Below are 23,946 nucleotides of genomic sequence, written 5' to 3'. Positions count from 1 at the left end.
AAATTAATAAGCGGAGTGAACACGACGATCGGTCCACCCCGCATAGCATACTTGCATTTCTCGAATCTACTGAAGACAATCTGTTCTAAGACTCTTATTCAACAATATCGTTCGCTGCGTCCTTCACTTCTGCTTTCATTGCATCCGTAACTGTGATGCCTTGTGCCTCTGCTGCCTTCAGGTTCAAGATCAGATCTAGCTTTTCTGGAACCGTAATGTTCATTTCACCAGGATTCTTGCCGTTCTTTAAAATATCTACAGCCATTTGGCCCACTTGGTAGCCATGGTCATAATATTTGAAGCCAACTGTTGCGAACGAACCATTCTCTACCGTATCTCGGTCACTAGAGAATAGTGGGATATGATTGTCATTCGCTGTTTGAACAATCGCATCAAATCCGTTAACAACCATGTTATCGAGCGTTACGTAAAATGCATCTACACGGCCAACGAGCGATTCTGCCGCTTGTTTAACTTCCGATGTATTTGTAATCGGCGCTTTGACCAGTTCGATTCCATATTTGTCGAGCTCTTCTTTAGCTTTATCTGCCATAACGACTGCGTTCGTCTCACCTTCATTAATAATGAGGCCGAGCTTCTTCACATTCGGGAAATTCGTGGAGATAAACTTCATTAATTGCGCGATTGCTTCTGGGTTCGTATCCGATGCACCGGTTACGTTACCGCCTGGCTGGTCCAGGTTCGTTACGATATCAGCCGCAATAGGATCTGTTACTGCTGCGAACAATACAGGCTTATCAGTCACTTGTTGAACGACTGCTTGAGCCGATGGTGTTGCGATTGCAAGTATGAGATCATTCTTGTCGCTTGCAACCTTTTGTGCGATCGAGAGATTGTTCGTTTGATCGCCTTGTGCGTTGTTGTAATCAATCTTCAGGTTCTGGCCTTCTACGAAACCGCCATCCTTTAGCGCTGCAATAAAACCTTCGCGAGTTGCATCGAGCGCCGGATGCTCAACAATTTGAGAGATCGCGATGTTGTATACTTTGTCTCCGCTGGCTGCTGCCGTATCTGTGCTGCTTTCATCATTCGTTTTGGCTGTGCTGCCGCATCCTGCGGATACAAGCAATGTTGCTGCTAAGACGAGTGAACCCCATACTTTCTTGTTGAACAAAAGAACCCCTCCTGGTGTAAGTATGTTTCTCTAACTATAACAATCGAATTTCATAATATTTATACTACTTTGCGTATGATTACATCGTCAATGTAATTATTTTCAAGCATATAATAGTAATATTTTACCACTAATAACCATTTCCACATATGTAAAAACAAAAAAAAGAGCTGGCACAAGTCAAATGAATGACTTATACCAGCTCTCTATATGCTACACGGCGTTACCGCCGCATGGCATTATTTTTGGATCGTAGCTACTGCGCCAGCGCCTACCGTACGGCCGCCTTCGCGGATAGCGAAACGCGTACCTTCTTCGATAGCGATTGGAGCGATCAGCTCAACCGTAACCGTGATGTTATCGCCTGGCATTACCATCTCCGTACCTTCTGGCAGGTTGATGATGCCCGTAACGTCAGTTGTACGGAAGTAGAACTGTGGACGGTAGCCCGTGAAGAACGGCTTGTGACGGCCACCCTCTTCTTTTGTCAGAACGTAGATTTGAGCCGTGAAGTTCGTGTGTGGTTTAACGGAACCTGGCTTAGCAAGTACTTGACCACGCTCGATGTCTTTACGGTCAACACCACGAAGCAGTGCACCGATGTTGTCGCCTGCTTGAGCGGAGTCAAGCAGTTTGCGGAACATTTCTACACCCGTACATACGGATTTGCGAGTTTCTTCTTGGAGACCGATGATTTCTACCTCGTCGGAAACTTTGATTACACCGCGCTCTACGCGACCTGTAGCAACCGTACCACGGCCCGTGATCGTGAACACGTCCTCGACAGGCATAAGGAAAGGCTTGTCCGTGTCGCGCTCTGGCGTAGGGATGTACGTGTCAACTTGTTCGAACAGTTCAACGATTTTGTTAGCCCACTCGCCATCTGGGTTTTGCAGAGCTTCACGCGCTGCGCCACGGATGATTGGCGTGTCGTCGCCTGGGAATTCGTACTCGTTGAGGAGGTCACGAACTTCCATTTCTACGAGCTCGAGGAGCTCTTCGTCTTCAACCATGTCGCATTTGTTCAGGAATACGACGATGTAAGGAACGCCTACTTGGCGGGAGAGCAGGATGTGCTCGCGCGTTTGTGGCATTGGGCCGTCAGCTGCGGATACGACGAGGATAGCGCCGTCCATTTGTGCTGCACCCGTGATCATGTTTTTAACGTAGTCGGCGTGACCTGGGCAGTCAACGTGAGCGTAGTGACGGTTAGGCGTCTCGTACTCAACGTGAGCTGTCGAGATCGTGATACCACGCTCGCGCTCTTCTGGAGCTTTGTCGATTTGGTCGAATGCTACTGCAGCACCGCCGTATTTTTTGGACAGTACCGTCGTGATAGCTGCCGTCAGAGTCGTTTTACCGTGGTCGACGTGACCGATCGTACCGATGTTAACGTGCGGTTTATTACGTTCAAATTTAGCCTTAGCCATTGAACTTCTGCCTCCTTAAATAAATATATAGTTTTTGTTGTATGTGATGGTTTCCGCGGCTTACGAATAGTCGCGCAAGCCGCAAAATAACCAAGTAAACCTTATGGTTTAGCTATTAATCACGAAAAATTAAGCTTGAGCGCCTTTGTTCTTCGCGATGATAGCTTCGGAGATCGAACGTGGAACTTCTTCATAGTGAGAAAGTTCCATCGAGAATACGCCGCGTCCTTGCGTACCCGAACGGAGAACCGTCGAGTAGCCGAACATTTCGGAAAGAGGTACCTTCGCACGAACGATCAGGGAGCCGTGTTTCGTATCCGAACCTTCGATGCGGCCACGACGGGAGCTAAGCATACCCATTACGTCACCCATGTATTCTTCCGGAACACTAACTTCGACTTTCATGATTGGCTCAAGCAGTACAGGGGAACATTTGTCCTTAGCTGCTTTAAGCGCCATCGAACCAGCAATTTTGAACGCCATCTCCGAGGAGTCAACGTCATGGTACGAACCATCGACAACAGTTGCTTTGATGTCAACAAGCGGGAAGCCTGCGAGGACACCGTTTTTCATCGATTCTTCGATACCAGCTTGGATTGGACCGATGAATTCACGCGGAATAGAGCCGCCAACGACTTTATTCTCGAACGTGAAGCCTGCGCCAGCTTCTTGTGGTTCGAACTCAACCCAGCAATGACCAAATTGGCCACGGCCGCCGGATTGGCGAACGAACTTACCTTCAACTTTAGCAGCAGTTTTGAAAGTCTCACGGTAAGCTACCTGAGGTGCGCCTACGTTCGTTTCAACTTTGAATTCACGAAGCATACGGTCTACGAGAATCTCCAAGTGGAGCTCGCCCATACCCGCGATGATCGTTTGACCCGTTTCTTCGTCTGTGTGAGCGCGGAAAGTCGGATCTTCTTCAGCAAGCTTCTGGAGCGCGATACCCATTTTATCTTGGTCGGCTTTTGTTTTAGGCTCAACCGCGAGTTGGATAACTGGCTCTGGGAAGTTCATGGACTCAAGAATTACCGGGTTTTTCTCGTCGCACAGCGTGTCGCCGGTCGTCGTGTCTTTCAGACCTACTGCAGCCGCGATGTCACCGGAGTAAACTTCGCTGATTTCTTGACGGCTGTTAGCGTGCATCTGAAGGATACGTCCAACCCGTTCGCGTTTACCTTTCGTTGCATTCACAACGTACGAACCGGAGTTCAATACACCGGAGTATACGCGGAAGAACGTCAGTTTACCAACATACGGGTCAGTCATGATTTTGAACGCCAGTGCTGCGAACGGTTGATCGTCAGCCGATTTGCGAGTCGTCTCCGTACCATCTTCAAGAGTACCCTTGATGTCTGGAACGTCGATAGGAGCTGGCAAGTAGTCAACGACAGCGTCAAGCATCAACTGAACGCCTTTGTTACGGTAGGAAGAGCCGCATACAACTGGGAAGATTTTAACTTCGCAAACGCCTTTACGGAGCGTTGCTTTCAGTTCCGCGATTGTGATTTCTTCACCTTCGAGGTACTTCATCGTCAGTTCTTCATCAAGTTCTACAACTTTCTCTACCAGATCCGCGCGGAGCTCTTCAACTTTGTCTGCAAGCTCAGCAGGGATTTCGATTACCTCAGGATCTTTACCAAGGTCATCTTTGTACTTATATGCTTTACGCTCAACGAGGTCAATCATGCCGAGGAAATCGTTCTCAGCGCCGATTGGCAGTTGAATCGCTACAGCATTCGCTTGCAGACGCTCACGCATGTCTTTAACGACATTCAGGAAGTCTGCACCGATGATGTCCATCTTGTTAACGTATGCGATACGCGGAACGCCGTAGCGGTCTGCTTGACGCCATACAGTTTCGGACTGAGGCTCAACGCCTTCTTTTGCACTGAATACACCTACAGCCCCGTCCAATACGCGCAGGGAACGTTCTACTTCAACGGTGAAGTCAACGTGCCCTGGGGTGTCGATAATATTGATGCGGTGACCATTCCATTGAGCAGTTGTCGCAGCAGACGTAATCGTGATGCCGCGCTCCTGCTCTTGCTCCATCCAGTCCATCGTAGCTGCACCTTCGTGCACCTCGCCGATTTTGTGGGTACGGCCTGTGTAGAACAGGATCCGTTCGGTAGTGGTGGTTTTACCCGCATCAATATGCGCCATAATCCCGATGTTACGCGTATTTTTCAAGGAGAACTCTCTTGCCATGATTATGTCTCCTTCCGATTATACGAATGTGAATCCTACCAGCGGTAGTGTGCGAACGCTTTGTTCGCTTCCGCCATTTTGTGCGTGTCTTCGCGCTTCTTAACTGCTGCACCAGTGTTGTTCGATGCGTCAAGAATTTCAGCAGCCAGACGTTCTACCATCGTTTTCTCACCGCGGTTACGTGAGTAGTTCACGAGCCAACGGAGACCAAGCGACGTACGACGCTCCGGTTTCACTTCGATCGGTACTTGATAGTTGGAACCGCCTACGCGGCGAGCTTTAACTTCAAGGACAGGCATGATGTTCTTGATTGCTGCTTCAAAAACTTCCATAGGATCTTTACCGGAACGTTCTTGAATAAGCTTGAATGCATCATACAGCAGTGTTTGAGCAACACCGCGTTTACCGTCGATCATGATACGGTTGATCAGACGAGTTACCAGTTTGCTATTGTACACCGGATCCGGCAGTACATCACGTTTAGTTACAGGACCTTTACGTGGCATGAGGATGTCCCCCTTTCTTGATTAATCACTTGTTGTAGCATTCTAATAAGCACAAGTGCCTATTCGATTATTTTTTAACTTTTGCACGCTTCGTGCCGTATTTGGAACGAGCTTGTTTACGGTTGTTAACGCCAGCCGTGTCAAGCGCACCACGTACGATGTGATAACGTACACCTGGAAGGTCTTTTACACGACCACCGCGGATCAGTACAACGCTGTGTTCTTGCAGGTTGTGACCGATACCTGGGATGTATGCCGTTACCTCGACTTTGTTCGTCAGACGTACGCGGGCATATTTCCGGAGTGCGGAGTTCGGTTTTTTAGGAGTCATCGTACCTACACGAGTGCAGACACCGCGTTTTTGAGGAGCGCTGATGTTTGTAGCCTCACGTTTCAGGGCGTTGAAACCTTTTTGCAGAGCCGGCGATTTCGACTTAACTACTTTCGCTTGACGGCCTTTGCGGACCAGTTGGTTAATAGTTGGCATGTTGCCACCCCCTTCCTCTATTCTCACTGCTCATATCTTGCTTAAAAAGTTAAGCCCACAGATCCAGGCGATTCATAAAGAAACAAATAAAAATTTCTGTCAGCACGTTCATCCAAAATAAACTGCCAACAAAAATAACGATTCTCTATTCGTCTTCCGATGAATCCGGAATTACCGCAGCCATTGCAGCTCCAACGTCGATCCCACAGGTTTCCCCAAGGTCTCTCATCGTCTTCACCCATTGGACTTCGATTCCCGATTCAACGCACAACCGAACGATTCGGTCCGTCAACCGCGGATCTGCATCTTGCGCGACATAGACGAGTTCAGCCTTGTGTAACTCAACCATCTTCGTCGTTTGCTTCGTGCCGATCTTGTACTGCATGCAATCACCACTCTTCGTTCGACTAGATAATGATTACATCACAGGCACACTTCGATATATTAGCACCCAGCGCCTATGCATGTCAAGGCGATTTAAGTGAATTAATCGATTTAAAAGATTTGTTAATTATGCCACTCAAAAGAAACGGAACCCACTGGCGAAAGTCATTTCATTCGACCATCGCCAATGGCTTCCGATTACTTCGTTACATCAAACAATCCGTTGTTAACGATTAGGATTCAATCGCTACCGACTCGTTCTCAGCCGAGTTATCATTCTCAAGTAATTCATCTTCCAGTCCAGCGAAGCGGATGCTCCGGTAACGAGTCATACCCGTACCAGCTGGGATGAGTTTGCCGATGATGACATTCTCTTTGAGACCAAGCAGTTGGTCGACTTTACCTTTGATTGCAGCGTCTGTCAGGACACGAGTCGTTTCTTGGAACGAAGCTGCGGACAAGAACGAATCCGTCTCAAGGGACGCCTTCGTAATACCGAGCAATACCGGCTTCGCAACGGCAGGCTCAAGGCCAGCCAGAATTGCAGTGCGGTTAGCTGCTTCGTATTCATGAATGTCGACGAACGAACCTGGCAGAAGCGGCGTATCGCCATTGTCAACGATACGGATCTTACGAAGCATCTGCTTGATCATAACTTCGACGTGCTTATCGTTAATTTCTACGCCTTGGTTACGGTATACGCGTTGAACTTCCTGAAGGATGTAGTTCTGTACGCCTCGGATACCCTTAATGCGCAGCATTTCCTTCGGATCGATTGAACCATCCGTCAATTCATCGCCGGCATCAAGCTTAGCACCTTGGCTTACGCGGAGACGCGAACCGTACGGCACGAGATATACTTTCGTCTCTGCTTCGCCTTGCACTTCAATTTCACGGCGGTCTTTGCCGTCACGAACTTCTTTGACGACACCGTCGATCTCACTGATTGTTGCTTGGCCTTTCGGGTTACGAGCCTCGAAGAGCTCTTGGATACGCGGCAAACCTTGCGTGATATCGTCGCCGGCAACACCGCCGGTGTGGAATGTACGCATTGTGAGCTGCGTGCCCGGCTCACCGATCGATTGAGCAGCGATAATACCAACTGCTTCACCAATCTCAACGAATTTACCGGTAGCCAAGTTACGGCCGTAGCACATTTTGCAGACGCCATGACGAGCACGGCAGCTAAGAACCGTACGGATCTGCAGCTTCTGTACCCCTGCAGCGACGATCTCTTCTGCTTTATTCGAGTCAATCAGCTCGTTACGACGAGCGATGATCTCTCTTGTCTCCGGATGGCGAACGGTCTCGAAGCAGTAACGGCCTTCAATACGGTCGTACAGATCTTCGATAACTTCTTTACCGTCACGGATTTGACTTACAGTGAAGCCTTTATCCGTTCCGCAGTCGTCTTCACGGACGATAACGTCCTGTGCAACGTCTACGAGACGACGAGTCAGGTAACCCGAGTCGGCTGTACGCAGTGCTGTATCGGCAAGACCTTTACGGGCACCGTGCGTCGAGATGAAGTACTCGAGAACTGTCAGACCGTCACGGAAGTTCGATTTGATCGGGATTTCAAAGATACGACCGGATGGCGTTGCCATCAGACCGCGCATACCGCCAAGCTGCGTAATCTGCGATTTGTTACCCCGTGCTTTGGAGTCAACCATGAGCATGATAGAGTTGAAGCGATCCATCGATTTCATGAGTGCATCCGTAACTTGGTCTTTCGCTTTACCCCAAATCTCGATAACACGATCATAGCGTTCTTCGTCAGTGATCAGACCGCGACGATATTGATTCGTCACGAGCTTAACCTTCTCATCCGATTCCTGCATGATTTGATGCTTCTCGACTGGAACGGTAACGTCCGCTACGGCAACGGTAATACCGGCACGTGTGGAGTACGTAAAGCCAAGCTTCTTAATTTGGTCAAGGATGACCGACGTTCTTGTCGTCTCATAGATACGGAAGCATTCTGCGATAATGTGACCAAGATACTCTTTGCCGACCGCCGGAGCAATTGGAAGATTCTCAGTGATGTCACGCAGGTCTGCGCCCTTCTCGTAGACGAAATATTTTTCCGGTGTGCCGTGCAGCAAGTTCGCTTTGGAAGCTTCATTGATGTACGGGAACGTGTCCGGGAAGATTTCGTTGAAAATGATTTTACCAACCGTCGTAGCCAGAAGAGCGTCTTGCTGCTTCTCGGTGAACGATTTTTTGCCAAGTACACGTGCTGGAATATATACACGTGCGTGCAGCGCCGCTGCACCGCGTTGGTATGCGGATACGGCTTCGTTAACCGAAGCGAATACAAGTCCGCTGCCTTTAGCGTCTTTGTTATCGAACGTCAGATAGTAGCTGCCGAGCACCATATCCTGGGATGGGGTAACGACCGGCTTACCGTCTTTCGGGTTCAAGATATTGCCCGATGCCAGCATGAGCAAGCGCGCTTCAGCTTGTGCTTCTGCAGACAACGGAACGTGAACTGCCATCTGGTCACCGTCGAAGTCGGCATTGTATGCCGTACAAACGAGTGGATGCAGACGAATTGCGCGTCCTTCAACCAAAATTGGTTCGAACGCTTGAATGCCGAGTCGGTGAAGCGTCGGGGCACGGTTCAGAAGAACCGGGTGTTCTTTAATGACTTCTTCAAGAACGTCCCATACTTCAGCGCTCACGCGTTCAACTTTGCGCTTCGCGCTCTTAATGTTGTGAGCGAGGCCTTTGTTCACAAGCTCTTTCATAACGAACGGCTTGAACAACTCCAGTGCCATCTCTTTCGGCAGACCGCATTGGTACATTTTCAAGTATGGACCAACGACGATAACGGAACGACCAGAATAGTCTACACGTTTACCGAGCAAGTTTTGGCGGAAACGTCCTTGTTTACCTTTCAGCATGTGGCTGAGCGATTTCAGAGGACGGTTACCTGGACCTGTTACAGGGCGACCGCGGCGACCGTTATCGATCAGCGCGTCAACCGCTTCCTGCAGCATCCGCTTCTCGTTCTGTACGATAATGTCAGGAGCGCCCAGATCAAGCAGACGCTTCAGACGGTTGTTACGGTTAATGACTCGACGATACAAATCGTTCAAGTCAGACGTTGCGAAACGTCCACCATCGAGCTGAACCATTGGACGAAGTTCCGGCGGAATTACCGGAAGCACGTCAAGGATCATCCAGTCCGGACGGTTGCCCGAGCTGTTGAAAGCTTCGATAACTTCCAGACGCTTGATCGCGCGGTTACGGCGTTGGCCTTGTGCCGTGCGCAGCTCTTCTTTCAGTTGGTCAAGTTCTTTCTCAAGGTCGATGTCTTGGAGCAGCTTCTTAACAGCCTCTGCACCCATGCCAGCTTGGAACCCATAACCGTATTTCTCACGGTAGCTGCGGTATTCCTTCTCGGAGAGCAATTGCTTCTTCTCGAGAGGCGTATCACCTGGATCCGTAACGACATAAGATGCAAAGTAGATGATCTCTTCCAGCGAGCGTGGCGACATATCAAGCGCCAAGCCCATCCGGCTAGGAATCCCTTTGAAATACCAGATGTGCGATACCGGAGCGGCGAGCTCAATATGGCCCATCCGCTCACGGCGTACTTTGGAACGCGTTACTTCGACGCCGCAGCGATCGCAGACAACGCCTTTGTAACGTACTCGTTTATATTTACCGCAATGACATTCCCAGTCTTTCGTAGGTCCAAAAATCTTCTCGCAGAAGAGACCTTCTTTCTCCGGCTTCAACGTCCTATAGTTGATAGTTTCCGGCTTCTTCACTTCTCCGCGGGACCACGATCGAATTTTATCGGGAGATGCCAGCCCGATCTTCATGTACTCGAAGTTGTTCACGTCCAACAAGGAGCAACCCTCCTTCGTCAAGTATCGCTTATTCGACTCCTGCTTCCGAGCCTTCCAAGTTCAAATTGAGCTTGTCGCTCGCAGCGTCGTCTTCGTCGTCGATTTCCAGCATTTCGATTTCTTGCTCGTCCTCAGACAAAATCTTAACGTCCATACCAAGGCTCTGAAGTTCCTTAATCAATACTTTGAACGATTCCGGAACGCCTGGTTCAGGCACATTCTCGCCCTTCACGATCGATTCGTATGTCTTCACGCGGCCTACGACGTCGTCGGACTTGACCGTCAAAATCTCTTGCAGCGTATATGCTGCACCATAGGCTTCGAGCGCCCATACTTCCATCTCGCCGAAACGCTGTCCGCCGAACTGCGCTTTACCACCGAGTGGCTGCTGCGTAACGAGCGAGTAAGGACCCGTCGAACGAGCATGGATTTTATCATCAACCATGTGCGCCAGCTTGATCATGTACATAACGCCGACCGTTACTTCACGTTCGAACTCTTCGCCCGTGCGGCCATCGTACAGTACCGTCTTACCATTGCGCTGCATGCCTGCTTCTTCCATTGCGTTGAATACGTCGTTCTCACGAGCACCGTCGAATACCGGCGTTGCTGCATGAATACCGAGACGTTTACATGCCATACCAAGGTGAACCTCGAGTACCTGACCGATGTTCATCCGCGATGGTACACCCAGCGGGTTCAGTACGACTTCAACAGGCGTACCGTCCGGCAGGAACGGCATATCTTCTTCTGGCATGATACGCGCGATAACACCCTTGTTACCGTGACGTCCTGCCATTTTGTCGCCCTCGGAAATCTTACGTTTCTGAGCGATATATGCACGAACGAGTTGATTAACGCCAGGAGGCAGTTCATCACCGTTCTCACGAGTAAATACTTTAACGTCTACGACAATACCGTCTGTACCATGCGGTACACGGAGGCTAGTGTCGCGAACTTCGCGAGCTTTCTCACCGAAGATTGCATGCAAGAGACGTTCTTCAGCCGTCAGTTCCGTTACACCTTTAGGCGTTACTTTACCAACGAGAATGTCGCCAGCACTAATCTCAGCGCCGACGCGGATAATGCCGCGCTCGTCGAGGTTCTTGAGTGCTTCTTCGCCGACATTCGGAATGTCGCGCGTAATTTCTTCTGGTCCAAGCTTCGTGTCACGGGCTTCGGACTCGTATTCTTCAATGTGAATGGACGTATAAACGTCTTCTTTCACTAGCTTCTCGCTAAGAAGAATAGCATCCTCGTAGTTGTAACCTTCCCAAGTCATGAAGGCAACGACTACGTTGCGGCCAAGTGCCAGTTCGCCTTGTTCAGTCGAAGGACCGTCAGCCATGATGTCGCCTTTACGGATGACATCACCTTTCTGAACGAGCGGACGCTGATTGATGCACGTACCTTGGTTGGAACGCATAAACTTGTGAAGCTTATGTTTAACGAGATCGCCCGTAACTTGCTTGCCATCGATTGTCTCGATGCGTCGGAGCCAGATCTCATTAGCAGATACACGTTCAATGACACCGTCGTACTTGGAAACGATACATACGCCCGAGTCCTTAGCCGACTTATGCTCCATACCCGTACCGACAAACGGTGCTTTCGGGATCAGAAGCGGTACCGCTTGACGCTGCATGTTGGAACCCATGAGCGCGCGGTTGGAGTCATCGTTCTCGAGGAACGGAATGAGCGCTGTTGCAACGGATACAACCTGCTTCGGCGAAACGTCCATGTAGTCAACGCGTTCGCTTGGCATCGTCAGAATGTTGTCACGCTGTTTGTTGTAACGAACGAGCACGACATCATCTGCGAATGTACCTTCATCCGTCAGCTTAGCATTCGCCTGAGCAACGACGTAGTTATCTTCTTCATCGGCTGTCATGTAATCGATATGTTCGGTTACGACTCCCGTCTTCGGATCAACCCAACGGTATGGCGCTTCAATGAAGCCATATTCGTTAATGCGGGCAAATGTTGACAACGAGTTGATCAGACCGATGTTCGGACCCTCTGGCGTCTCGATAGGACACATACGACCGTAGTGGGACGGATGTACGTCACGCACTTCGAAGCCGGCGCGTTCACGCGTCAGACCGCCAGGTCCGAGTGCGGACAAACGGCGTTTATGCGTGAGTTCTGCCAGCGGGTTTGTCTGATCCATGAACTGCGAGAGCTGGGAGGAACCGAAAAATTCCTTAATCGATGCGATTACAGGGCGAATGTTAATAAGCGCCTGTGGCGTAATCGCGTTCGCATCCTGAATGGACATACGCTCGCGAACGACGCGTTCCATCCGGGACAGACCGATACGGAATTGGTTTTGCAGCAATTCACCTACAGAACGGAGACGACGGTTACCAAGGTGGTCAATATCGTCCGTGCTGCCGATGCCGTGCAGCAGGTTGATGAAGTAGTTAATCGACGAGATAATATCCGCCGGCGTAATGTGCTTCACCGTTTTGTCGATAATGCCGTTGGAAACGACCTTCACGATCTTGCCATCTTCGATCGGCGAGAATACGTTGATCGTCTGCAGCGGAATATCATCTGCATTCAGTACACCGTTTCCGACGTGGTAAGTTTTAAAGCCGACATTGCTCTCCAGTCTCGGCAAAATCTCATCCAGCAGTCGACGGTCGATCAATTGGCCTGCTTCTGCGATAATTTCCCCTGTAGATGGGTCAACAAGCGTTTCAGCAAGACGTTGATTGAACAGACGGTTCTTGATGTGCAGCTTTTTATTTATTTTGTAACGACCTACGTTAGCCAGATCGTAACGCTTCGGATCGAAGAAACGAGCTACCAGCAAGCTCTTCGCATTATCCAGCGTTGGCGGTTCGCCCGGACGGAGACGCTCGTAAATCTCGATGAGCGCTTTCTCGGTCGAATCCGTGTTGTCTTTGTCCAGCGTATTACGAATATATTCATCTTGTCCGAGCAAGTCCAAGATCTCAGCATCTGTACCGAAGCCGAGCGCACGAAGCAAGACCGTTACCGGGATCTTACGAGTCCGGTCGATCCGAACATAGATAATATCTTTCGCGTCCGTCTCAAGTTCCAGCCATGCGCCACGGTTCGGAATCACTGTCGCCGTGTAGGTACGTTTGCCATTTTTATCGACTTTCGTACTGAAGTAAACGCTTGGGGAGCGGACCAACTGGCTGACGATGACGCGTTCAGCACCGTTAATAATAAATGTGCCTGTCTCCGTCATAAGCGGGAAATCGCCCATGAAAACTTCTTGTTCTTTTACTTCGCCCGTTTCCTTATTAAGGAGACGCACTTTCACACGAAGCGGAGCCGCATACGTAACGTCGCGCTCTTTAGACTCATCGACCGAATACTTCGGCTCGCCAAGACTATAGTCGATAAATTCGAGTGACAGATTGCCCGTAAAGTCCTGAATCGGCGAAATGTCCTGGAATAACTCGAGTAAATCAGCATCCAGAAACTTCTCGTACGACTTTTGTTGGATTTCAATCAGGTTCGGGACTTCGAGCACTTCGTTAATGCGCGCGTAACTCCTCCGCGTGCGTCGACCCAACTGAACAAGTTGTCCTGCCAACTTAACCTCACCCCTCATGTCTGCTTCACAGCTTACGTATCGAAAAACAACAAAAACTTCCAAGACAGATCCTAATTTCACACTTGATCTCTGTCCAACAATGGAAGTTTTCAGCCCATCAAGCGAAGCCGTGTTTACGACTTATGCAAACGCAGCTTCGCCTGATGGATGTGAATCTTTGTGAAAAACATCTCCTAACAGAACCTTCATTCAGGTTCAGGCGGTGCTTTTCCTTGCGAGATAAGAATGCGGTCATCTCAGCGCGATCGCTTCCTTATCTCGTAAAGAAAAGGCCGATCTCGAAATTCATTCGAAGAACGAGCAACCAACCGGAGCATGTTGAATCGAAGCGCGCATAGTGGCTCATACAATGTAATTTTGCCCAAAACGTAAACATTATACGTCATTTGTCGATTTTCTATGCATAAAACGCCCGAATTTTGTTCTTGACATTTTAGCTAACTAAAGAGAATTAGCCCAGTCTAATACTGACATTTTATAATACTATCACATCGGAGATGTCAAGTCAATAAAAAGTTGCGATTTTCCCTAACTTTCACGGATCGCCCTGAATATGCGATAACCCTTGTCCTTTGTGACCTCTTCTACGTTACCGAACAGCTCCAGAAGCTTCGCTTCTGCCGAAGGCGCACCTTGTTTCTTCTGAATGACAACCCACATGGAGCCACCGGGTAGAAGAAGTTGATAGCCCTCTTCGAAAATCTGATGTACAACCATCTTACCTGCTCGAATCGGCGGATTCGTCACAATCGCGTTAAACCGCTTATCACGAACCGCTTCATAGATGTCACTCTGAACGATCGTTACATTATGAACACCATTAAGCTTAGCATTCTCTCTAGCTAGTTCGACTGCTCGCTCATTGATATCAATCATCGTAACATGACCTTGATCAGCTAACCGTGCTGCCGTTATACCGATCGGACCATAACCGCAGCCTACATCCAACACCTGATCTTGCTTATCTAGCTCAAGTGCATCGATCAGTACACGACTGCCATAATCAACACCCGCTTTAGAGAACACGCCTGCATCCGTTACATAGTTGAAACGAAACCCACGCAGCTCATCCTGATGCGTTCTGCGATCATGCTCTACGCCTGGTGTTCTCGAATAATAATGATCAGCCATAGAATCCTCCCTGATAGCAGTACGGTTGGAAAATAGTAACGAACCCCTTGAAGCCCGGAAGCCTCAAGGGGTTCGCCATCTCTTAAGCGAGATTATTTAACTTCAACAGATGCGCCTGCTTCTTCAAGCTTAGCTTTGATTGCTTCAGCTTCCTCTTTGGAAACTTTTTCTTTCAGCGCTTTAGGAGCGTTGTCTACTACTTCTTTAGCTTCTTTCAGGCCAAGACCTGTCAGTTCGCGAACAACTTTGATAACGTTGATTTTCGATGCGCCTGCGTTGTTCAGGATTACGTCGAATTCAGTTTGCTCAGCAGCTTCAGCAGCGCCGCCGCCAGCTACTACTGCAACTGGAGCTGCAGCCGTTACGCCGAATTCTTCCTCAATTGCTTTTACCAGATCGTTCAGTTCGAGAACTGTCATAGCCTTGATGGCTTCCAAGATTTGCTCTTTAGACATGGTTAAACCTCCATAAAATTATATTAGTTTTTTAGTTGTGTTGCTATACAGCCAGCCTTAGCTGGCTATGCGTATTAAGCTTGTGCTTCTTGTTTCTCCGAAACGGCTTTGACTGCCAGTGCGAAGTTGCGAACTGGAGCTTGGAGCACGCTGAGGAGCATCGACAGCAAACCTTCGCGGGATGGCAGGTCTGCCAGCGCTTTGATTTGATCAACGTCTACAACACGACCTTCAACAACGCCGCCTTTTACTTTCAGCGCGTCATTCTTCTTAGCGAAAGTGCTAAGAATTTTCGCTGGAGCAACGATGTCGTCGCCGCCAAACGCGATAGCCGTAGGACCCGTCAGAACTGCGTCGAGTTCGGACAGTTCCGCAGAAGCCGTTGCGCGACGAACGAGCGAGTTCTTCAATACTTGGAACTCGATGCCTGCCTCACGCAGCTGCTTACGGAGTTCCGTAACTTGAGCAACGTTCAATCCACGGTAGTCCGCTACAACAGTAGAAGAGCTGTTACGAAGTTTCGCTGCAATCTCTTCAACCGCCAGTTGTTTCTCCTGGATGATTTTTGCATTTGCCATATTGTACACCTCCCGTAATTTGTTGAGCATTCCGTCACTTGCGTTTCCCCGCCGTGATGCATGAGAAAGGCCTTCGCAGACAATGCGAAGGCCATGATGGTCTGATCCGATCAACACTTCAAAAGTGCGAAAGTCAAACACTGTATCATAACACCTCGGTAGGAAATTAAGCCTCTTGGGCACCTACTGTCTACGGTATGCGTATTCGAAGTCTAGTGCAAATCTCTTAGCGGTACGAAGCCACGTTAACGCGAGCGCCAGGGCCCATCGTCGAAGAGATTGCGATGTTTTTCAGGTACACGCCTTTAGCCGATGCTGGTTTAGCACGGTTAAGTGCATCGATCAACGTTTTGAGGTTCTCTGCGAGTTTCTCAGCGTCGAAGGATACTTTACCGATCGGAGCAAGGATTTGACCTGCACGATCGAGACGGTACTCGATTTTACCAGCCTTAATCTCAGCTACGGCTTTGGAAACGTCAAACGTTACCGTACCGGCTTTCGGGTTAGGCATGAGGCCTTTACCGCCGAGAATACGACCGAGTTTACCGACTTCAGCCATCATGTCAGGCGTAGCTACGCAGACATCGAAGTCGAACCAACCTTGTTGGATTTTGTTGATCATGTCGGAATCACCAACATAATCTGCGCCGGCAGCTTCAGCTTCCTTCGCTTTTTCGCCTTTAGCGAATACCAGAACGCGCTTCGTTTTACCCGTACCGTTAGGCAGGACAACTACGCCACGAACTGCTTGGTCTTGTTTACGCGAGTCAACACCCAGACGTACCGCAACCTCAACCGTCTCGTCGAATTTTGCCGTAGCAGCCTTCTTCACGAGCTCGATTGCTTCAAGTGCTTCATAAGTTGCTTCGCTGTCAATCAGCTTAGCAGCTTCAACGTATTTCTTACCGTGTTTAGCCATTGTGAGTAACCTCCTTGTGTGGTAGTAGCGGAATATCCTCCTTGCGGATGATCCTCCCACTTTCACGCCGACAGCCTTTGCTGTCGTACGCCGTCATCCCCTAAGGTATGACGCGATCTGTTGAGATCAACAGTCGGATTAGTCTTCGATAACAACACCCATGCTGCGTGCTGTACCTTCAACCATGCGCATTGCCGCTTCAACGGACGCTGCGTTAAGGTCTTGCATCTTTTGCTCAGCGATTTCACGCACTTTCGCACGTTTAACCGTTGCGACTTTCTTCTTGTTCGGTTCGCCGGATCCTTTAGGGATACCTGCAGCAACGCGAAGCAATACAGCAGCCGGTGGCGTCTTCGTTTCGAACGTGAACGAACGGTCTTCGAATACGCTGATAACGACTGGAATGATCAGGCCCGCTTGGTCAGCCGTACGAGCATTGAATTCTTTACAGAACGCCATGATGTTTACGCCTGCTTGACCGAGGGCTGGACCGATCGGCGGAGCCGGGTTCGCTTTACCTGCTGGTACTTGCAGTTTTACCATCTTGATGACTTTCTTTGCCATACTAAACACCTCCTTAAAAGAGTAATGCCCATGATCTCGGAGCTAAACTCCGTCTCGCCGGAGGCGCCGACGAATCAAGAAACCAGACTATTATATCTTCTCCACTTGAGTAAAATCAAGCTCAAGCGGGGTTTCCCTGCCAAACATGTTCACTCTAACCTTCACTTTGCTCTTATCAAGCAAGATCTCTTCGATCGTGCCGACAAAGCCAGCAAAAGGTCCCACCTTGACATTAACCGTTTCCTTCAGCTCGAATTCGATCTTCGGCTTCGGCTCCTCAATGCCCATGTGTTTCAGAATCTGATCCACTTCTTCGGGCAACAATGGAGTCGGCTTAGAGCCAGATCCCGTCGAGCCTACGAAGCCCGTAACACCAGGTGTGTTGCGAACGACATACCAAGAATCATCCGTTTGAACCATCTCGACGAGGACGTAGCCAGGGTAAACTTTACGCATGACAGTTTTTTTCTTACCGTCTTTGTTTACCACTTCTTCTTCCATCGGTACGAGCACACGGAAGATCTTATCTTCCATGCCCATTGATTCTACGCGGCGTTCCAGGTTGGCCTTCACTTTGTTCTCATACCCTGAGTAAGTATGGACCACATACCATCGCTTTTCCATAACCATCCACCTTCGGACTCTTCTTAAACAATCAGTTCAATCAGTTCAGAGATCCCGATGTCAAGAACCCAAAAGTAGATTGTCACGAGCACGATAGTAACAAGAACGACAATCGTGTAGCTTGTCAGCTCTTTACGGCTCGGCCATCTTACTTTTTTCAGTTCTGCCCAACTGTCTGCGAAGAAATTGAACGTCGTTCCGAAGCCTTGCTTCATCTTAGCCAAAAAAGCCACGTTCACACCTCCATTAGACTATCGCGTCTCGCGATGAGGAGTATGCTCGTTACAGAACTTGCAAAACTTCTTCATCTCGATGCGGTCGGGGTGATTGCGCTTGTTCTTGTTGCTCGTGTAGTTTCTTTGTTTGCAGTTCGTACAAGCCAAAGTAATGATTACCCGCATTGAAGTACACCTCCTGCGCTGTACTTAGTGTTGCTCTAATATGTTGAATCAAAATTGATTCCTGAGCCAATAGGTGAAAATTGCAGTTTTAGACCTACCCAAACAGATTATCATATCGCAATTTTCGTGTCAATGCCGATATATTCAACAATATATTTGGCAGTAGGAGCAGCAAACGCGCGTCAACGCTGGATTTCGCACAAACAAGGCGTCATCGGGCACCCTTTGGAGCAGTATGGCCAATTTTCGGCAAAATAGACATACTCGTGCATATACGGAACTTCTATCATCTACAACGCTTCTCTACGCACCACCAGCCAACAACATCGACAACGCTCTCTCACAAAAATAAAAAGACTCGCATCGCGAGTCTTTATCCAATAACCGATATAAAAGTCATCCACCAATGTTTCGAATCTCCAAGTAGCGTTCAAGCTTGCGCTTGACACGCTGCAGCGCATTGTCGATTGATTTCACATGTCGATCCAAATCGACTGCAATCTCTTGATACGACCGACCATCCAAATAAAGCATGAGCACCTTGCGTTCAAGATCGCTCAATATCTCCGACATCTTATCTTCTAATCCAACGAACTCTTCCTGATTAATGATCAACTCTTCTGGATCCGATACGCGTGTACCGCATATCACATCAAGCAGTGTCCGATCAGAATCTTCGTCGTAAATCGGCTTGTCCAGCGAGACGTACGAATTCAGTGGAATATGCTTCTGACGAGTCGCTGTCTTAATTGCTGTAATGATCTGCCGAGTGATACAAAGCTCAGCAAACGCTTTGAAAGAAGACAATTTGTCTCCCTTAAAATCACGAATCGACTTATATAAGCCAATCATACCTTCTTGAACAATGTCTTCTCGGTCAGCGCCGATTAGAAAGTAGGACCGAGCTTTGGCGCGAACGAAATTGCGGTACTTGTTAATCAAATACTCCAACGCTTCGCTATCGCCGTCGCGGACCGCCTCTACGATATCTTCGTCCGTTCTGCAGTCATATCCGTCCGTACTCGTTTCTCTGAGGTCGATGCTCACGAACTATCCCTCCGGCCTGCAAGGCGTGCACTGCTCGACTCGCACTCTATCAAGCATAGGAACAGTATACATTATGTAACTTCTAACCGTCAACCAATCCGGCCGAGGACGGACGCTTACAATCTAGTAGATTTGTAAGTTTTTGGCCAATGAATGTCAGTTTTGTGTTACATGTATGTCACAACTGTTTACATATGCTTTACATATTGCCTCGTCGCCACTGTTCAAACTGCGCTCGTACATCGAGCGGCAGCGATCCATCAACTGTATTACGCTTACGCGGACGTTCTTCAGACTCCCGTATTGTTGCTTGAATCAACTTCCGCTTTTGTTGCACATCGACCAGAAGTTCTCTGGCCGACACCCGCAATGCGCCTTTGCCGAATGCAACGTGCTGCTCAGTCAAATCCGAAGTCGCAACGTAGATGTCCCGCCCCCGCATTGTAAGCTCTGCAACAAGCCGTTCAATACATTCGTCAGCCGTTTCCTTCTCTTTGGTATACACAACCTGAATACTATGCTGCTTGAACTTGGCACCGTGGCCAGGTACTTGATGTGCATCAAAAATGACGTATACGAGCATTCCCGTAAACCCTTGGTAGTCGGCTAGCATATCTAGTAACGCATCGCGGGCATCCTCTAGCTCCTCATCACGAAGCCGCTGCAGTATGGGCCATGCGCCGATAACGTTATAGCCGTCGACCAGAAGCACATCCTTGCGATTCATTGCTAATTACCTCTTCGCTGGCGCAGAACTTCGTACATTAATACTCCTGCAGCTACTGAGGCATTGAGCGAGTTCAGCTTACCTGCCATTGGCAGCTTGACGAGAAAATCGCATTTTTCCCGAATCAAACGGCCCATTCCTTTGCCCTCATTGCCAATGACAATCGCGAGCGGCATATCAAACTTCGTCCGATACACGTCCTGTTCAGCAGATACGTCCGTTCCCGCTACCCATACGCCTTTCTCCTTCAGCAATTCAATCGTCTGGGCAAGATTTGTTACACGCGCAACACGCACATATTCCGCAGCACCTGCCGACGTCTTAGAAACCGTAGCCGTCAAGCTAGCTGAACGGCGCTTCGGAATGATGACACCATGCGCTCCCGTACATTCCGCTGTCCGCAAAATAGAGCCAAGGTTGTGCGGGTCTTCGATCTCATCAAGCACCAGCAGGAATGGCGTCTCACCTTTTTCATTCGCCGCTTCCAGCAGCTCGTCCACTTCGTAGTAGCGATAAGGAGCAACCTGTGCAATTACGCCCTGATGCGCCACATCACCTGCTAGCGTGTCGAGCTTACGCTTATCCGCAAACTGTACAATTACGCCTAGCTGCTTCGCTTCTGCAATAATCGGAGCCGTCAGATGCTTCTGCGCACCTTCAGCCACCCAAATTTTATTAATTTCTCTGCCGGAGCGCAGCGCTTCGAGTACAGGGTGCTTGCCTGCTACAATCTCTTCGCTTGCTGCCTGCTCCTCTTCCTGAACTCGCTCTGCAACACGCACCTGTTCATTCGAACGGTCCCGACGGCGCTCTGGTTTGTGTGGATAACGTTGTTTCATGCTTCTTCTCTCCTGACAACAGGATCTTTGAACGTGACATCAGTCACTCTGCCTATCCAAAGTCACTCTGCTTAGTAATTTACAGGTTTCATACGCTTAGCGCATCGTTGCTTCATCATCCAGGGCAACAGCGAGCAGTTCCCTGATCCGTTCACCGCGGCGCTCGTAGAACAAGTAGCCGAACAACGTTTCCAGTGCCGTCGCATGCCGATAGTCGGCAGGGTCTGCATTCTTCGGCGGCTTGCCGGACTTCGCATTGCGACCTCTTCGTACGATATCAGCCTCTTCTTCAGTCAGCAGCGGCGCCAGCTTCTCCAGTGTCACGCGCTGCGCTTTCGCAGATACCCGCTTCGTCGCTTCACGATGCAGCTCATGCGACTGATGATTTGGCTTCGAAATTAAATATTGGCGGACGAGCAATTCATAGACAGCATCACCCGCGTAAGCTAGCACGACCGGGTTCATGAGCCTTGCTGGTTTGGAAGGCTCATGAACGAGCAAGTCGAGCGCTTCTGTCATTGTTTTGTTGTCATTTTCGATCATTTGCGCCGCCACTTAATGCCCTGAGGCGTATCTTCCAACACGATATTCTCCGCTGCCAGCAGATCACGGATTTCATCGGCACGAGCCCAGTTTTTCGCTTTGCGCGCTTCCGTCCGTTCAATAATAAGGTTCTCGATCTGTTCATCCAACAGCTCATCCGCTGCCACGTTAGGCAGCAAGCCAAGCGTCTTGTCGAATTGCTCAATAAGCGCAAGCAACGCACTCAGCTCATTAGCCGTTACATCTTGCCGCTGCATCGTGTTGTTTGCTTCAGATACGAGCTCGAACAATGCCGTAATCGCATCTGGCGTATTGAAATCGTCGTTCATCTTCGCTTCGAACTGACCTTGAATCGCAGCCAGGCGAGCATCAAGCTCAGCGTTTCCGGAGGAAGCGCCTACTTCGAATACGTCAGCCGACGCAAGCGAGTTCAGACGGTGACGCAGGTTGCCTGCGCAGTTCGCGATTCGCTCAATGCTGTTCTCTGCTTGTTGAATCGTATCATCGCTGAAGTTCAACGGGCTGCGATAATGCGTAGCGAGCATGAAGTAACGAATAGCGCTCGACTTGGTTCGTTTCAGCAGCTCGCGAACGGAAATGCCGTTACCGAGCGACTTGGACATTTTCTCATTATTAATATGAATGTAGCCGTTATGCATCCAGTACCGTGCGAGCGGTTTGCCCGTCAGCGATTCCGATTGCGCCACTTCGCACTCGTGATGCGGGAATTGCAGGTCATGGCCGCCGCCGTGAATATCGAGCGTATCGCCAAGGTACTCGCGCGCCATAGCCGAGCATTCGATATGCCAGCCCGGACGACCGTCGCCCCATGGGCTCGCCCAATAGATCTCGCCTGGCTTTGCTGCTTTCCACAACACGAAGTCCTGTGCATGCTCTTTGCGCTCATCCACTTCGATTCGGATGCCATGCTGCAGCTCTTCTGTGTTCTGATGCGACAGCTTGCCGTACTCATCGAATTTGTTCGTACGGAAATAAACGTCGCCGCCGCTTTCATACGCATAGTCTTTATCGACCAGTCCTTGAATGAAGTCAACGATCAATGGAATATGGTCCGTTACACGCGGGTTGCGCGTTGCTTTATGAACGCCAAGCGCTTCAATATCTTCATTAAAAGCTGCAATGAATTTATCAGCTACTTCCGGAACCGTAGTGCCCAGCTGTTCCGCTTTACGAATCAACTTGTCGTCAACGTCTGTGAAATTGACGATATAGGACACATCATAACCCGTATTCTCTAGATAGCGTCTCACAACGTCAAAGAAGATAACCGGGCGTGCATTGCCAATATGAATGTAGTCATAAACCGTAGGACCACACACATACATTTTGACCTTGCCTTCCTCTTGCGGAACAAATGGTTCTTGCGCACGTGTCAACGTATTGTATATCGAAACTGTCATTATACGGATTCTCCTTCGAGTACGGGCTCCTTCTCCTGCGTCTTTCCCGCTTGCGCCCTCAAGTCTTGTACTTCGTGCTTCAAATCATGAATTTCTTTCTGCATCTTACGCAGCATCTCGACGACCGGATCCGGAAGCTTATTATGATCAAGCCGATCACCAACCCGCTCGCCATTTCGCTTCACGATCCGTCCTGGAATGCCGACAACTGTGCTGTTGTCCGGCACAGGGATCAAGACAACCGAATTTGCACCAATATTCGAATTATCGCCAACCTTGAACGATCCAAGTACTTTGGCGCCTGAAGCAATAACAACATTGTTGCCAATCGTCGGGTGGCGCTTGCCCTTCTCTTTGCCGGTACCACCAAGTGTGACGCCTTGATAAATGACGACATCATCACCAATCTCACATGTTTCACCGATTACGACCCCCATGCCATGGTCGATAAAAAGTCGATTGCCGATTGTCGCTCCTGGATGAATTTCAATCCCTGTCATGAAGCGACTAACCTGTGAAATCCCACGTGCGATCGCGAACCAGCCCCTTTTATAGAAGCCATGCGCAATCCGATGTGCCCAAATCGCATGCAAGCCTGAGTAGGTTAATATGACCTCAAGCCTGCTTCGCGCCGCGGGATCGTTATCGAACACCGCTTGAATATCCGATCGTATATGTCTAAACATCCGCACTCCCCCTCTCCCATTCCCGCCTACCATACAAACCACTCCAAGGTGCATCTATGCAAAAAAGCAATTCACTGCAACTAGAATGGCACCGCCATCGTTACAGCTATGCAATTGTCCATCTTGAAATGTAAGTCAGATCTAATAGAGTGCTTTTATGCAAAAAAAGCCTCTGCAGTCCATGAAGGACTACAGAGGCGTTCGAATCGCGGTTCCACTCTGCCTGAACGGTTTGCCATACCCAAAATGGGCGTCGGCTTGAAGCATACCGTTCGTCTCAGCTGCCCAATAACGGGGGCATTCCCGTTGCCGCCTACCCCGCCTTGCAAAAAGATGCGCAGACGGATCGGAGCAAGGCTCCCAGGTGCAACAGCATCGCTGCGGGAATAGACAACTTACAGCC

The 23,946-nt window shown here is 49.4% G+C and carries 22 protein-coding genes and 1 other annotated feature; all 22 genes read right to left on the bottom strand.

Annotated elements, in window-relative coordinates; genetic code table 11:
• Positions 1 to 94: 94 nt before the first annotated feature.
• The 22 genes from DFQ01_RS25975 to cysE all read right to left on the bottom strand — a co-directional run bounded on the left by DFQ01_RS25975 (position 95) and on the right by cysE (position 23,543).
• The gene (locus tag DFQ01_RS25975) at positions 95 to 1,135 is read right to left on the bottom strand and encodes an ABC transporter substrate-binding protein (protein ID WP_110046860.1); all 1,041 of its coding nucleotides are present in this window, start codon (positions 1,133 to 1,135) and stop codon (positions 95 to 97) included.
• A 239-nt stretch (positions 1,136 to 1,374) separates the two neighbouring features.
• Entirely contained in the window at positions 1,375 to 2,565 is a 1,191-nt protein-coding gene (tuf, locus tag DFQ01_RS25970; protein WP_110046859.1) for an elongation factor Tu, read from the bottom strand.
• Positions 2,566 to 2,694: 129 nt separating this feature from the next.
• The gene (gene fusA / locus DFQ01_RS25965) at positions 2,695 to 4,776 is read right to left on the bottom strand and encodes an elongation factor G (RefSeq protein WP_110046858.1); all 2,082 of its coding nucleotides are present in this window, start codon (positions 4,774 to 4,776) and stop codon (positions 2,695 to 2,697) included.
• A 35-nt stretch (positions 4,777 to 4,811) separates the two neighbouring features.
• On the bottom strand, positions 4,812 to 5,282 hold the full coding sequence (gene rpsG / locus DFQ01_RS25960) for a 30S ribosomal protein S7 (RefSeq protein ID WP_110046857.1): 471 nt from the start codon (positions 5,280 to 5,282) through the stop codon (positions 4,812 to 4,814).
• Between the two features lie 67 nt (positions 5,283 to 5,349).
• Positions 5,350 to 5,769, bottom strand: a complete 420-nt coding sequence (gene rpsL, locus DFQ01_RS25955; RefSeq protein WP_006037954.1) for a 30S ribosomal protein S12 — start codon at positions 5,767 to 5,769, stop codon at positions 5,350 to 5,352.
• Between the two features lie 145 nt (positions 5,770 to 5,914).
• Positions 5,915 to 6,154, bottom strand: a complete 240-nt coding sequence (locus DFQ01_RS25950; RefSeq protein WP_110046856.1) for a ribosomal L7Ae/L30e/S12e/Gadd45 family protein — start codon at positions 6,152 to 6,154, stop codon at positions 5,915 to 5,917.
• Positions 6,155 to 6,386: 232 nt separating this feature from the next.
• Positions 6,387 to 10,013: a DNA-directed RNA polymerase subunit beta' gene (gene rpoC, locus DFQ01_RS25945; RefSeq protein WP_110046855.1), complete on the bottom strand. Its 3,627-nt coding sequence runs from the start codon at positions 10,011 to 10,013 to the stop codon at positions 6,387 to 6,389.
• Between the two features lie 28 nt (positions 10,014 to 10,041).
• Positions 10,042 to 13,587 (bottom strand): DNA-directed RNA polymerase subunit beta, encoded by a 3,546-nt coding sequence (gene rpoB, locus DFQ01_RS25940; RefSeq protein WP_110046854.1) that lies wholly within the window; start codon positions 13,585 to 13,587, stop codon positions 10,042 to 10,044.
• 549 nt (positions 13,588 to 14,136) lie between these two features.
• Positions 14,137 to 14,739 carry a class I SAM-dependent methyltransferase gene (locus DFQ01_RS25935; RefSeq protein ID WP_110046853.1) on the bottom strand — a complete coding sequence of 201 codons (603 nt, stop codon included), beginning with the start codon at positions 14,737 to 14,739 and terminating at the stop codon, positions 14,137 to 14,139.
• 92 nt (positions 14,740 to 14,831) lie between these two features.
• Positions 14,832 to 15,194, bottom strand: coding sequence for a 50S ribosomal protein L7/L12 (rplL, locus tag DFQ01_RS25930; RefSeq protein WP_110046852.1), 363 nt, complete (start codon positions 15,192 to 15,194; stop codon positions 14,832 to 14,834).
• 74 nt (positions 15,195 to 15,268) lie between these two features.
• The gene (gene rplJ, locus DFQ01_RS25925) at positions 15,269 to 15,772 is read right to left on the bottom strand and encodes a 50S ribosomal protein L10 (RefSeq protein ID WP_110046851.1); all 504 of its coding nucleotides are present in this window, start codon (positions 15,770 to 15,772) and stop codon (positions 15,269 to 15,271) included.
• Positions 15,773 to 15,825: 53 nt separating this feature from the next.
• Positions 15,826 to 15,986: a sequence feature (ribosomal protein L10 leader region), on the bottom strand.
• Between the two features lie 12 nt (positions 15,987 to 15,998).
• Positions 15,999 to 16,691, bottom strand: a complete 693-nt coding sequence (gene rplA, locus DFQ01_RS25920) for a 50S ribosomal protein L1 (protein ID WP_110046850.1) — start codon at positions 16,689 to 16,691, stop codon at positions 15,999 to 16,001.
• A 138-nt stretch (positions 16,692 to 16,829) separates the two neighbouring features.
• Positions 16,830 to 17,255: a 50S ribosomal protein L11 gene (rplK, locus tag DFQ01_RS25915; RefSeq protein ID WP_110046849.1), complete on the bottom strand. Its 426-nt coding sequence runs from the start codon at positions 17,253 to 17,255 to the stop codon at positions 16,830 to 16,832.
• Between the two features lie 90 nt (positions 17,256 to 17,345).
• Complete coding sequence (gene nusG, locus DFQ01_RS25910; RefSeq protein WP_110046848.1) at positions 17,346 to 17,879, bottom strand: transcription termination/antitermination protein NusG; 534 nt, start codon at positions 17,877 to 17,879, stop codon at positions 17,346 to 17,348.
• 23 nt (positions 17,880 to 17,902) lie between these two features.
• The gene (secE, locus tag DFQ01_RS25905; RefSeq protein ID WP_110046847.1) at positions 17,903 to 18,112 is read right to left on the bottom strand and encodes a preprotein translocase subunit SecE; all 210 of its coding nucleotides are present in this window, start codon (positions 18,110 to 18,112) and stop codon (positions 17,903 to 17,905) included.
• A gap of 18 nt (positions 18,113 to 18,130) precedes the next feature.
• Positions 18,131 to 18,280 (bottom strand): 50S ribosomal protein L33, encoded by a 150-nt coding sequence (gene rpmG, locus DFQ01_RS25900; protein ID WP_110046846.1) that lies wholly within the window; start codon positions 18,278 to 18,280, stop codon positions 18,131 to 18,133.
• Positions 18,281 to 18,676: 396 nt separating this feature from the next.
• Positions 18,677 to 19,327 (bottom strand): RNA polymerase sporulation sigma factor SigH, encoded by a 651-nt coding sequence (sigH, locus tag DFQ01_RS25895; protein WP_110046845.1) that lies wholly within the window; start codon positions 19,325 to 19,327, stop codon positions 18,677 to 18,679.
• Positions 19,328 to 19,526: 199 nt separating this feature from the next.
• Positions 19,527 to 20,054 (bottom strand): NYN domain-containing protein, encoded by a 528-nt coding sequence (locus DFQ01_RS25890; RefSeq protein WP_110046844.1) that lies wholly within the window; start codon positions 20,052 to 20,054, stop codon positions 19,527 to 19,529.
• Positions 20,055 to 20,056: 2 nt separating this feature from the next.
• Positions 20,057 to 20,893 (bottom strand): 23S rRNA (guanosine(2251)-2'-O)-methyltransferase RlmB, encoded by an 837-nt coding sequence (rlmB, locus tag DFQ01_RS25885; protein WP_110046843.1) that lies wholly within the window; start codon positions 20,891 to 20,893, stop codon positions 20,057 to 20,059.
• A 96-nt stretch (positions 20,894 to 20,989) separates the two neighbouring features.
• A complete protein-coding gene (locus tag DFQ01_RS25880) occupies positions 20,990 to 21,436 on the bottom strand; it encodes a Mini-ribonuclease 3 (RefSeq protein WP_174812864.1) in 447 nt (148 codons plus the stop codon).
• Positions 21,433 to 22,857 carry a cysteine--tRNA ligase gene (gene cysS, locus DFQ01_RS25875; protein WP_110046842.1) on the bottom strand — a complete coding sequence of 475 codons (1,425 nt, stop codon included), beginning with the start codon at positions 22,855 to 22,857 and terminating at the stop codon, positions 21,433 to 21,435. Before cysS ends, DFQ01_RS25880 begins: the two co-directional genes overlap by 4 nt.
• The gene (cysE, locus tag DFQ01_RS25870; RefSeq protein WP_110046841.1) at positions 22,857 to 23,543 is read right to left on the bottom strand and encodes a serine O-acetyltransferase; all 687 of its coding nucleotides are present in this window, start codon (positions 23,541 to 23,543) and stop codon (positions 22,857 to 22,859) included. Before cysE ends, cysS begins: the two co-directional genes overlap by 1 nt.
• Between the last annotated feature and the right edge of the window lie 403 nt (positions 23,544 to 23,946).

Source organism: Paenibacillus cellulosilyticus (assembly GCF_003182255.1).
Classification (GTDB): Bacteria; Bacillota; Bacilli; order Paenibacillales; family Paenibacillaceae; genus Paenibacillus_T; species Paenibacillus_T cellulosilyticus.
Note: the sequence above shows the minus strand (reverse complement) of the source record. Positions and strands in the feature narration are given on the sequence as shown.

Coding starts and splice junctions, on each gene's coding strand:
- rlmB (WP_110046843.1), bottom strand. CDS start 20,893: ATGAAACAACGTTATCCACACAAACCAGAGCGCCGTCGGGACCGTTCG.
- DFQ01_RS25950 (WP_110046856.1), bottom strand. CDS start 6,154: ATGCAGTACAAGATCGGCACGAAGCAAACGACGAAGATGGTTGAGTTA.
- rpsL (WP_006037954.1), bottom strand. CDS start 5,769: ATGCCAACTATTAACCAACTGGTCCGCAAAGGCCGTCAAGCGAAAGTA.
- nusG (WP_110046848.1), bottom strand. CDS start 17,879: ATGGAAAAGCGATGGTATGTGGTCCATACTTACTCAGGGTATGAGAAC.
- DFQ01_RS25880 (WP_174812864.1), bottom strand. CDS start 21,436: ATGATCGAAAATGACAACAAAACAATGACAGAAGCGCTCGACTTGCTC.
- rpsG (WP_110046857.1), bottom strand. CDS start 5,282: ATGCCACGTAAAGGTCCTGTAACTAAACGTGATGTACTGCCGGATCCG.
- rpmG (WP_110046846.1), bottom strand. CDS start 18,280: ATGCGGGTAATCATTACTTTGGCTTGTACGAACTGCAAACAAAGAAAC.
- rplJ (WP_110046851.1), bottom strand. CDS start 15,772: ATGGCAAATGCAAAAATCATCCAGGAGAAACAACTGGCGGTTGAAGAG.
- rplK (WP_110046849.1), bottom strand. CDS start 17,255: ATGGCAAAGAAAGTCATCAAGATGGTAAAACTGCAAGTACCAGCAGGT.
- DFQ01_RS25890 (WP_110046844.1), bottom strand. CDS start 20,054: ATGAATCGCAAGGATGTGCTTCTGGTCGACGGCTATAACGTTATCGGC.
- tuf (WP_110046859.1), bottom strand. CDS start 2,565: ATGGCTAAGGCTAAATTTGAACGTAATAAACCGCACGTTAACATCGGT.
- fusA (WP_110046858.1), bottom strand. CDS start 4,776: ATGGCAAGAGAGTTCTCCTTGAAAAATACGCGTAACATCGGGATTATG.
- rplA (WP_110046850.1), bottom strand. CDS start 16,691: ATGGCTAAACACGGTAAGAAATACGTTGAAGCTGCTAAGCTGATTGAC.
- rplL (WP_110046852.1), bottom strand. CDS start 15,194: ATGTCTAAAGAGCAAATCTTGGAAGCCATCAAGGCTATGACAGTTCTC.
- cysS (WP_110046842.1), bottom strand. CDS start 22,857: ATGACAGTTTCGATATACAATACGTTGACACGTGCGCAAGAACCATTT.
- cysE (WP_110046841.1), bottom strand. CDS start 23,543: ATGTTTAGACATATACGATCGGATATTCAAGCGGTGTTCGATAACGAT.
- DFQ01_RS25935 (WP_110046853.1), bottom strand. CDS start 14,739: ATGGCTGATCATTATTATTCGAGAACACCAGGCGTAGAGCATGATCGC.